Below are 11,521 nucleotides of genomic sequence, written 5' to 3' on the forward strand. Positions count from 1 at the left end.
CTACTTATTTGATTTTTCGAAGATGTTGTCCCAATACCTCATAGCAACGCTTCAACAGCTCGAAGCACTCCTTAAACGTTTGCTGGTCTTCTTCTGTCAGCATATAAGTATTGTAGGCATTCAACTTGTGTGCCACTTGATTGAGATTGGTGCCTATTTTGGTCAGGTTGTAATCCATCGTTTTAAAGGTTCGAATGTAATTGTTGTTGACCGTAATATGTTTTGACAGGCGTTGTTTCAAAAGTCGTTCTCGGGCATAATCACTAAAGGAATTAAATTTCTCTAGCTTGACGTGTTCAACAATCTTTCTCTTTTCCGATTTAGTCAGATAGATTTTAAATTGGATTATACGCCTCTCAGCGTTATTTCTACTTCGTCCCATCACGTGAATTTATTAGCTTATACCTAGATATTGTTTGAGTCCCACCGGGCAAGTTTTTTTCGTTTTTTAGGTACTAAAAAACACATCTTGCATCCACTTCGTAAGAGATATTTCTAACACTGTTTTCTCTATCCGATTTTTACATACAATGGGTCTTTTTTACATGCGTAAGCCACCCATTTTGAAAGGTCATGTTTGGCAAAAGGAAGCGGAATAAAAAGCCTCGTGCGATGGAAAGAAGAATCAGTTCGAACAGATTTTGAGCGGACAGAGCAATGGGCATGTATTTTGCGGGACGCAATAATAACAAGCTTTTTGCTGTTGGGCCAGTGCGGTGGGAAAGAAAATGTGTTGGAATGATTCTGGCGCGTTTATGCCGAACACTTTTGCATCAAACCATGACCGTTCACACCTTTGCTGAAGCATGTATAAAAAAGCATGGCTCTTAAAAATTTCTTTGATTTTCATGGTGGTAATTTTTGGGTGTTATTCTGTCTTATTAAATTACCAACTCATTTATTACTAATAAATAAGCAAAATCCATCAAATCGAATCAAATGGTACTATTTTCCGAATTTGGACGTCATTTTTCACAAACAGCTCGAAGAAAAATGAAAATTATTTTCTCAAAAAATTGAAGTGATAAACATCAAATTTCTACCGTCCATTCCTCTCTCCTCCTTCAAAATTTAATAGTCCTTTCTTCTTCTGCAAGGGTAGATAAACGACATCCAGATATGTCGCCCTTGCATTGAGCGAAAGTTCTATTTCCAATTCTTACGGAGGAGCGATACACTATACGGCAGAAATGATTAAAAAGATGAAGAAAAACATGGCATGCGCCGTGTATTTTTTCTTTTGGGAGGGAGCTCTGTCTATTGGCAGAAGATGGTTAAAATTATATACGTAAAATAGTTGATAATGATATTTATTGCATGCAAAGATTACATTTGCATGATAGCTATAATATTTTTTCACCTTTGTTTGTAGTCAATTATATCAAAAGTGACCAATGGGTGACTACTAAAATTATACAGTTATAACTTACTGAAAATATAAGCGTTGCGTAGACTCATAAAGTCCCGCCTTCGGTACTGAAATGAGGGTGTCCAAAAACGGATTCCCTCTTTTTTCGTTCATAATCAATTAATTACAGCTACTTTTATTTACTTATGTACCTGATATTAAGTATCTTATGGCATGAAACAAATCAATTTCAAGCCCTATAATCAAGGTCAATCTGAATTGTTCCCATCGCGCCTTGATGAGTTTATTCCAGAGAACGCACCTGTTCGTATAGTTAGCCAAGTAGTAGATGAGCTCGATTTAAACGATATCGTTAGGAGTTATAAGGCTGGTGGTTGTAAAGGTTATCATCCCCGTATGTTACTAAAGGTATTGTTTTACAGTTATCTGAGTAATGTGTTTTCATGCCGAAAGATGGAGCAGGCCTTGACAGAAAGCATTGCTTATATGTGGCTAAGTGGAAAACAATTCCCAAAACATTCGTGCATCAACGACTTTAGAAGTAAACGTTTGAAGAAACACATCCATAAGTTGTTTAGCCAAGTGGTTTACATCCTGCAATGATTAACCTCTTGTAGTTATGTTTTTAAGGATGGGGATTACAACATAAAAAGTGGAAGTCACTGAATTGAGAACCAATATAAGTCAAATACTTAGAGAAGACTCCCCAATTGATGATAGGACGGAATCCGAAAAAAGACAAAAATGATGTTTCTCCGCTGGATACTATAAACGAGATATAAACGTCTAATCGTTTCTTCGAAGATGCACTGGGAACCTCCTTGGTACCGATTCGTATGACAGATGGTGTGGAAGGTGCATCAGAGAGACTTTATTTAACTCTCACTATCTACCAGATTATCATAGATTTCATGTCCATATAGGTACTAAAAGATATTCAAAATTATTCACCACTATAGCAAACTAATTTTTAAAGTTCCTTCAGGACAAAAACCACCAATCCCAATTTGATTCTATTACCTCGGTGCCGAATCCAACATCAAATATTTCGGCTCAAAGTGTAATGTATTAGTAGATATCATCCTAAGTAGCTATGATCTTTTAATTTCTGACATACTCATCACTCACGCCACCACTAACCTCAACGCGCAGTATATTGCAAAAACTTTATAGGTAAGGAGTAAAAAAGTAGATTAAGGTAAACGATGAATAAGACTATTTGGTCAGAAAACCTGTAGACAAGCGTAAATAGCCTAATCATCATCCCAAGTTCGACGTAACATAAATAACTTAGACATTAGTCGAACTCGGCTATTAATATAAATTGTAATTAACTTAAATTTAAAAAACAACAATATCAATCGTTTTTGTTGTCACTTTCTCTTTCGCATCAATCAGTTCGAGTAATAACTTATAGGTTCCACTCAAACAATCTGCAGGAACATTCTCATTAAACAATAAATATGCCTCGAGTATATGCTTAGTACCTGTAAGTGCAATTACATTATCGGCTGGCGCCCAAGGATCCTTTATTCCGTTTAATGCCTTCAATTCCTCGGGAGCAATCAAGCTAACTTTAAGTTCTTTCAATGCAATGTCATCTTCGAAAATTCCCTCCAATATTAGATTGGCTCCCTTAGGTATAGATGCACCACTTGTAGGGCTTGTAATATTCATTGTCGGTGGATGTTCATCAACAGGCTGAGGATCTTCACCATTACTTTTTGAACATGAGATTAATATGAACATGATTGCCCATATACTAATTATTGACATAAGTTTTTTCATCATTTCCTTACAGATTAAGCAGTTATCAATTAATACATCAAAAACCAATTGAAAAGCAGGAGAACCTTTCTCCTGCTTCATAATATTTACACTTTTTCAGCGACTCCTCTTTTTGTTAAATTTAAGGATGTATAAACAAGAATTTAACCAACCATCAAACAACTTCCAACTTTAAATCGGCAGCACCCACATGCATTGAGTTTAAAGCCATTATTTCGTCAGCAAGCTTATCAGCCTTGTCTTGACTCCCTAATCCTTCTTCTGCTAATGCAATTAAGTATTTGGCATCTATTGTATTACGTTTTTGAATATCATCTTCAAAAACCAATAACAATGGTAGCGAAGTTGCGAAGTAATCAATTCTTACTTGTTCTTTCAATTTAGCATCAGCAAACTCTTTTATCTTATTCAATAAATCATTTGCCTCTTCTGTTTTTCCCAATTCACGTAAAGAAAGTGCTTTATAGTACGATAATTCAGAGTAAGCACTAACGGCCATATCAATAAAATCTCCTTCTTCGTTAGTACTGGCTTCGAAATGAACTTTTGCCTCGTCCCTTTTACCCATTGCTTTTAAAGCCATTCCTTTCCAATAATTGATGTGCGCTACTGCTTGTAAAGGATGGTATTTTTCACCTAAATTATCTGGTGTATCCATCGATTTAGTGAAATAAGTCAGTGCTGTTTCAGCATCCCCCTGCTGTAAAGCTACTTGCCCTAACTTCAGGCATGCATAGGTATACTGTCGTAACACCTGGCCTTCACCCCCCTCCCATGGATGGAAGTTACGATTTGCCATTAAACTCAATGCACTATTATAATCTCCCGTGAAATTATATAATGCAGCCAATTCCACAGAAAAATCATCACGTGTTGTGATTTGATCTTTTATCGCTAATAAACTTTCCAGACGATCTTTAGGATCATCATTCAGCTTTTTACGTAATTGATCAAACTCGTAACGAATACGCATATCGTCTGGTGCCAACTCAATTGCTTTCATAAAGGCAGTTCTGGCTTTCTCTCCTTCTTCAAAAGTATTCCAATAAGCAATACCTAGGTTACGATACAATGTACCATAAGTACTGTTAGCTTTGGCTGCTTTTTCCCAGGCTGCAATTGCATCTTCATGACGTTTCAGGTTGAAATAATAGTTACCTAAACCATACGCTGCTAAGGTATTTTCTTCATCAGCCTGTAATGCCCATTCCAAAACAATTTGTTCATAAATACGCGATGGGAATGCATAATCGTATGAAGCTGACTTTGTTTTATTCAAAATATCTTTTGAGACTGCAGTCTCACCTTTTAAAGCATACAACCAAGCCAACACATATTCTGTCATAATTGACTTAGCCATTGGGTTTGGCACAGCACATTCAGGTATTTCGTTTTTATGATGCAACTCTATTACATCAATCGCTTCTTGATAAAAGCCTGCTTCAGCATAATCAATGGCGATATCAATAACGGTTTGAGCATCGTTACGAGATGATTCAATGAATTTGTCAAAATTACCCGTTAACGTTGCTAATTCAAACTTAGCCCATTGGTCTAGTGAATCTATTTTAAACAACTCATTAAGTACTTGTTGAGCAGCTTCTTTTTCACCTTGATATTTAAGAACTACAGCTTTCAAGATATAAGCTTTATTATTCTGTCGATTAGTATCCAACGACGCCTCAATATGCTCTAAAGCTGTTTCATAATTACCTTTCAAACAATCTAAGGTTGCTACCTGATAATAAGCTGAAGCACGCCATTCTGAATTCCAGGTTGATTTGTAGAATAATCCATACGCTTCATCCTTTTTACCTTGCAACGAACACGCCAGACCACAGAAATAATGCGCTTCGCCCGAAGCCGGGTTTGGATGATAAGTTGTCATGATATCTATTGCTGTGCGAAAATTCTTTTCAGCATCAGCAAACTTACCATTTTTCAATTCAACACGGCCCAATGCAATGTATGATTTGTAACTTTTAGGATCACGTTTAATCGCTTCTCTCCAGTAAGGCTCGGGATAACGAGTTGGGTGGCGATACAATTCTAGGTGCTCACCAATTAATTCCAGTTCGTTAGCACTTTCAATTTCCTCTGGTTGCTTAGGCTCAAATGCCAACTTACGATTACGCTCTTTGCTCACTTCACGATGGTGATAGGCAATTAACTCTTTACCTGTTTCATCTAAGACAATAAGTGATACACTATTTTCTTGTCCCGTTTCAATCTGAATGCTGCTATCTTTCCATGGAACATCAGGCGATACTGTAATATTTTCAAATATCTTCTTCTCGTTTCCAATCAGCAATACAAACTTTAGGTTTTCGAATTTACTACTAGCTGCAACACCTAAATCCAGTTTATTTCCTTGTTGTACCTCTAAGCGGATAGCCAAATCTTTATTGGCATTTTGTACCGGTCCTAAGTTCTTATAACTCCACCAGAATTGTGAGAATGTTTTTGTCTCATATGGTAACAAGTAAGTAAAATCTGGTTGATTATCGGTATAAACTCCTGCCATCAATTCAAAGTATGGTCCACCTTCATCAGTCAACTCGCGATCCCATGCACGACCAAAATCCTCGTTACCCCAAGTCCATTGTTTTTTACCAGGCGCAATATGACGGTTGGCCACATGAATAAATCCACCATCAGCTTTAAAATCATATCCACCAAAGAAATCATACTTCGTGTCGCAAACCATATAACTGGTTGGAACAGGAATATTATTGTAGTTACGTAAATCGTTTGCCCCTTGTCTTTGGTGATATGGAATACCGTAATATTCATTTTCGGCATGAGGAAAACTACTCTGAGCACGCACTGCATGATCAGCCACATAATGCACATCAGGTGGGAAAAAACTTTGGTAATCTTTATGTACCTCAACCGCCACGTTAGCCCACCATAAGAATGTTTGTGTTAAGGGCGTGCGGTTAAACAAGCGTCCACGCAATTCAATTAATGAGCTGTTCGGGCGAAGCCTAATACCATGCATTCCTTTCAATCGGTACATTGAATCATATTCTGACATCCAAATAGTTCTGGCACCATCAGCTTCATGTTCGATGTAAACATCTGTTGGCAAATAGGTACCCGGACGGTGGTGCTGAGGCCAGTTAAACTCAACACCCCCACTAACCCAAGGCCCAGCTAAACCAACCAACGCTGGCTTAATTACCTTTTGTTGATAAAAGAAATTATAATCTTTATTAGTCTTATCCTGAGCTTCAAAAATACGACCACCTATTTCGGGCAGCATCACTAATTTTACAAACTCATTTTCAAGCATTGCTCCTTGATAGTCTTTATCCACTTTATGATCATACACTTTGTCGATAAAAGGAACAGGATACACCTTACCTGAAGACCCTTGATAAACTCTTTTTTCAAAAAACACGGGATTAACTTCTGACTTTCCCAATTCGTAAGTAGGAATGTTCAACTTTTCTTGCCACGCTTTAACAGATTCCATCTCTTTCATATTTTGATATTTTTCCGATGTATGCACTCTTGTGAGAACCCATCAACCAGAAAAAAGGCTATATTTTAACTACTTTATTATTTCTTTTTCAATTTGTTCCAATGATTTCCCTTTGGTTTCAGGTAACTTATTTTTAATGAAGATAAAACCTGCCAAACAAATCAATCCATACAACCAAAATGTGCCAGCAGCACCCAAAGTATCATTTAGTAACGGGAACGTGTATGTCAACAGAAAGCTGGCAGTCCACAATGCAATGGTAGATATCGCCATGGCTGCACCTCTAACTCTATTTGGGAATATCTCTGAAATCACCACCCAAACAATAGGAGCCAACGACATGGCATAAGTTGCAATGGCTACCAATACCATTACCAATAATACCCATCCTGAAATATTAAAGAAATATGCTGCTCCTATTAGAATGTATACGAAGCTTAACCCTAGCGAACCGATTAACATCAATGTTCGTCGGCCTAACTTATCCACGGTAAAAATAGCCACGAATGTAAATACAACATTAATAATACCAGTAATAACAATATTCATTAGGATGTCTGAAACACCGAAGCCAGCAGCTTTAAACACCTCTTCGGCATAATTGAATATTACGTTAATGCCGCACCATTGCTGAAAAATAGCAATAACAACACCAATTGTTATTACTTTTCTTAATTCTGGTTTTAATAAACTTCGAAAGCTAAACTCTTCTTGTTTACTATTAAGAGTTGCTCTGATATTGATGTACTCCTGATGTGCATATTCGGCATTACCAATCTTCTTAAGTATAGCTTCTACTTTCGACTCCTTACCCGATTTTGCCAGCCACCTTGGACTCTCAGGTATCAGAAACATCAGAATAAAGAAGAGGCCTGCAGGTAGTGTTTCAGCCCAAAACATCCATCTCCACCCTGTTTGTCCATTCCATGATGCCAGGATATCAGCATCGGTAAAATATTCTGGAACAGGCTCTGCAATTTGCCAGTTTGCGATTTGAGCGGCCAAAATACCCAATACAATGGTCAACTGATTTAACGAAACAAACTTACCGCGCATCTCAGCAGGTGCTACCTCTGCTATATACATAGGTGATAAAGTAGATGCTAATCCAATACCTACACCGCCAATCAAACGGTAAATAATAAAAATGGTGAAATTATTGGTTGCGCCTGTACCAATAGCGGATAATGTAAACATGAAAGCTGCAAAAATCAGCAACTTTTTTCGCCCATATCGATCACTTAACATACCTGACAATACGGCACCTACTAAACATCCTATCAAAGCGCTACTCATTGCCCAACCTTGCATGGCTGGTTGATTAGCAATTTGAAAAAATTGCTCATAAAAAGGCTTTGCTCCACCAATAACAACCCAATCGTACCCAAAAAGCAAACCTCCCAATGCAGACACCATTGATATGCCTAACAAGTAACGTGTATTATATTTCGTCTTATTCATTTTAAAAAGGACTTTAATTAACTAATACAAAAAAAGCATCCTTCAGGTAAATATAAAATGGATGATTTAGGTTATCACATGGACATTTCTATCATATCATCTAAAAGCCGCCAAAACACAAACCAACTCTATATCACCAGTTAATCAATGCACTATAATATATTATAAAAAAATGTGCATGCTTTTACATCGATAACCAATACAAAAACATGCACAATAAAATGCAATTTACTTTATAGAGAATGCCTTACTCAATAATTTCAATTTCTCCAATGGCTGTATATGGATTCCCATTCTCAGATGAAAGAATCTTAAGCTTAATGAACCTGCATTTAAAGCGACTTTCATCCATATATTTCTGCGAAAACATAACATTATGATATAGCTCACCTTCCTTACATTGACCTACTACTTGGGGTTCACCGAATTGACCATCCTGGCTAATATACACCTCAAAATCTTTCACACGTCCATTTGCTTTACCCGTGCCGCGCTGAACAATGCGAATCCCTTTGATGGAAATTTGTTCTGAGGCATCAATAATAATTTCATGAGGCATTTCTTGCTCATTGCCTCCCCATTGAGTATGCCACAAAGTATTCGGATCACCATCCAGTACCTTCTTAGCTTCATAGCCTTTTTGTCCTGGTGTACTTTTTACAACAGCAGAATTCTGCCATGGATGATGACTCAAAAATAAATCTCTCAAATCTGATTCATTTATTTCAACAGTTGGATTAAAGTCTGTACTTGCCACATAGGCACACAACGACTGTTTAAGCTGACGTGCCACTGGTCGCTCTTCTAGTTTATTGGTAATATCAAATGCTGATACTAACAAAGAGCCCTTACCTACCTTTACCTCCATAATACCAGCCAATTTAGCATTACGAGCAAAATTATCAATGACTTGTACAATAGGTTCAATTTCGGAGTCTAATGCAGAAATATCAATGGCAGACATTTCCCGTGTTAAATCCCACCATTGCCAATTGGAATGAAAATCTGTTGGGAAATCGACCAAAGCTTTATGTTCTGGTTCACACAGAATACCCATTGTGCCTGCCTGCTTAGGAAAATGAACAGGGCTCCAGAATACTGGCACGAATTTGCCATTCACTTTTTTCTTAATATTTCGCGACGATGGTGTATAAACCACTCGTTTTCCTTTATTTAGAGCTACGATGGCTTCATCCAAATCTGTAGTCACCAATACCTTGCTTAAGCCTACCTCTTTATTTGTTGGATAAACCCACAAATCCCAACTATTAACAATATCTGTATTTTTAATCTGAGCTGTTAAAGTAAGGTTTGTTGCTTTTTCTAGCGCAGATAAATCAATATCCAATTCACCAAAAATAAAATATTCCCCTTGTTGAACAGTTTTATTACGAATAGTACCTTCTTTAAAAATAGTGCCTTGCTGATCTTTAAGCATCCATTCAAGGGTAACCTTGTTCAAGGTTTTTGCTGAATAGTTGGCAAACTCAAGAATACCGTTGAAATGCTGGTCATTTTCGTAAATAAATTGTGCGGTTCTAAGTAAAAGAACCGATTCTGAACAAAATGCTTTAAATGATTCCTGAGTAATGATTCCTTTTGACTCCCAAAATGCATCTAAAAGTCCAACATGAGCCGTACTTTGCCCTGTAAAATCAGTTAATTGCAGCAACTGAAAACCAGCTTGATTAGGAGTTCTGAACGAGCGCTCCATCTCCTCCTTATAAAGTAGTTCTGCCAGTTTACCAGACGCCAATGTGAAGTCTGCAGCTTGATCCAACAATCCTTTCTCACGTAAGTCTTCGCGGATAGTAACTAATGCATGAGGGTTCAAAACACCATCGTACTTAACGATCTCTTCCATATTAGGATAAACAGAATACTGACCAATTTCATGCGCAATCAAAGGTACTTCTGCTCCTTCGATAGATGCACGGTAATCATCTTTACTATTAGGGGCAAAGTCATTAAAAAAGCCTTGTCCTCTTACCCAGCCTTTCTTTGTGATTTGCGTAATGAAATACTGATCAGATGGCTCATGCCACTTGCCATGACCTTTTTGAAAGGTAAAAGCAGTAACTGAATACAAATGACGAGAATCGCGATTTCGTAGTCCCATTACCATTTTATTCATATAATCAAAATCACCTTCCAACTCATTACCAAGCGTAAATAAACACAGCGATGGATGATTCCCATACTCAGCAATGATACGATCTGCTTCAGCATTAAAAAATTTATTGTCCAGCGAATCTTTACCAAAAGCAAAGCTCCAACTAGGCAATTCTACTTGAAGGTAAACTCCCAATTGATCGGCTGCTTCAAAGGCTGCTTTAGGAGGACACCAAGAATGGTAGCGAATATGATTCAAGCCATAATCTTTAGTGGCTTGCATAATTTTTAACCAATCATTGAGCTCTGTTGGCGGATGGCCAGTTTTAGGGTATATCGAACAATCTAGTGTTCCTCTTAAAAATATTTTATCCCCGTTTAATCTAAAAAAATGTTTATCAGAGATAATTTCTCTCATCCCAAATGTAGTGGCATATGAGCTCTTAAACTGTTTTTTGCCTTTACCTCCGAAAATGGACGCATTTAGTTCATATACATTGGGTGTAAACTCGCTCCAAAGAAACTGTTTTTCTCCTAAGGTATAATTCAATTCAATTGTATTTATGCCAGCTTTAAAGCTTTGCTTTAACACCATCTCTTTAACCGCATGACTACCCACTTTAGCCTTAACAATACACTCCCCTTTTGCAGTCTTTTTTTGACTGTTATTGACAGTTATAAGAAGTCGTACCTGGTTGTTCTTCAAATCAGGATAAGTGGCAACATGGTTGATACTAATCGCATCATTCGCTGTTATATCCATATCACCTAAAATACCATTCCAAATTGTTTGTGTTTCTTCGGTATAGGCATGAGACAGGCCAACATCATACTTTTTTGTATTGTCAACTGCAATTGTAATGGTGTGTTCCCCCGGAGTCAAATAATCCGTCAGGTCGTATCTATGGGGTCCAATAAGACTATTTTGCGTATCCACTTTTTGACCATCAATATAAAGTTCCGATGTCCATTTAACCATCTCCAATTTTAAGTCGATGATTTTGTTCTTCCACGACGGAGGGATAGTTACCTTACGTTGATACCATGCTTTACCAACAAACGAAAACTCTCTAAACAAGTGCTTAAACGGCTTCTGAATTGTATCCGTATTTAATGCCGTTCCAAGTTTAAAAATATCGGTTGTACCCGGTAAATTAACTTCGGCATCAAAATCCTCACTGATTTGTTCGGTTTGCTTAACTATATTTTCCGGATCGAGCTTAACTTTCCATTTCCCTTGAAGTGATATTGTATTCTGAGCACTTACCAAGCTAAAGCTCATCATGAATAATAAAAAACACCCC

Annotated in this window: 6 protein-coding genes; 1 reads left to right on the plus strand and 5 read right to left on the minus strand. The window is 37.3% G+C overall.

Annotation, left to right across the window (positions count from 1 at the left end; all coding sequences use genetic code 11):
- Positions 1 to 4: 4 nt before the first annotated feature.
- On the minus strand, positions 5 to 382 hold the full coding sequence (gene mobC, locus FNN09_RS07965; RefSeq protein WP_143301266.1) for a plasmid mobilization relaxosome protein MobC: 378 nt from the start codon (positions 380 to 382) through the stop codon (positions 5 to 7).
- 1,200 nt (positions 383 to 1,582) lie between these two features.
- Here mobC and FNN09_RS07970 point away from each other — a divergent pair.
- Positions 1,583 to 1,972, plus strand: coding sequence for a transposase (locus tag FNN09_RS07970; RefSeq protein WP_143301268.1), 390 nt, complete (start codon positions 1,583 to 1,585; stop codon positions 1,970 to 1,972).
- Positions 1,973 to 2,710: 738 nt separating this feature from the next.
- Here the strand turns inward: FNN09_RS07970 and FNN09_RS07975 are convergent.
- The 4 genes from FNN09_RS07975 to FNN09_RS07990 form a co-directional block, all read right to left on the minus strand.
- Positions 2,711 to 3,238: a DUF4625 domain-containing protein gene (locus FNN09_RS07975; RefSeq protein WP_143301270.1), complete on the minus strand. Its 528-nt coding sequence runs from the start codon at positions 3,236 to 3,238 to the stop codon at positions 2,711 to 2,713.
- A 73-nt stretch (positions 3,239 to 3,311) separates the two neighbouring features.
- Positions 3,312 to 6,644, minus strand: a complete 3,333-nt coding sequence (locus tag FNN09_RS07980) for a DUF5107 domain-containing protein (RefSeq protein ID WP_221932452.1) — start codon at positions 6,642 to 6,644, stop codon at positions 3,312 to 3,314.
- A gap of 69 nt (positions 6,645 to 6,713) precedes the next feature.
- A complete protein-coding gene (locus FNN09_RS07985) occupies positions 6,714 to 8,105 on the minus strand; it encodes a sugar porter family MFS transporter (protein WP_143301272.1) in 1,392 nt (463 codons plus the stop codon).
- Positions 8,106 to 8,352: 247 nt separating this feature from the next.
- Positions 8,353 to 11,499: a discoidin domain-containing protein gene (locus FNN09_RS07990; protein ID WP_185968931.1), complete on the minus strand. Its 3,147-nt coding sequence runs from the start codon at positions 11,497 to 11,499 to the stop codon at positions 8,353 to 8,355.
- Positions 11,500 to 11,521 lie beyond the last annotated feature (22 nt).

Origin of the sequence: Carboxylicivirga sp. M1479, from assembly GCF_007097485.1 — a bacterium.
Lineage (GTDB): Bacteria > Bacteroidota > Bacteroidia > Bacteroidales > Marinilabiliaceae > Carboxylicivirga.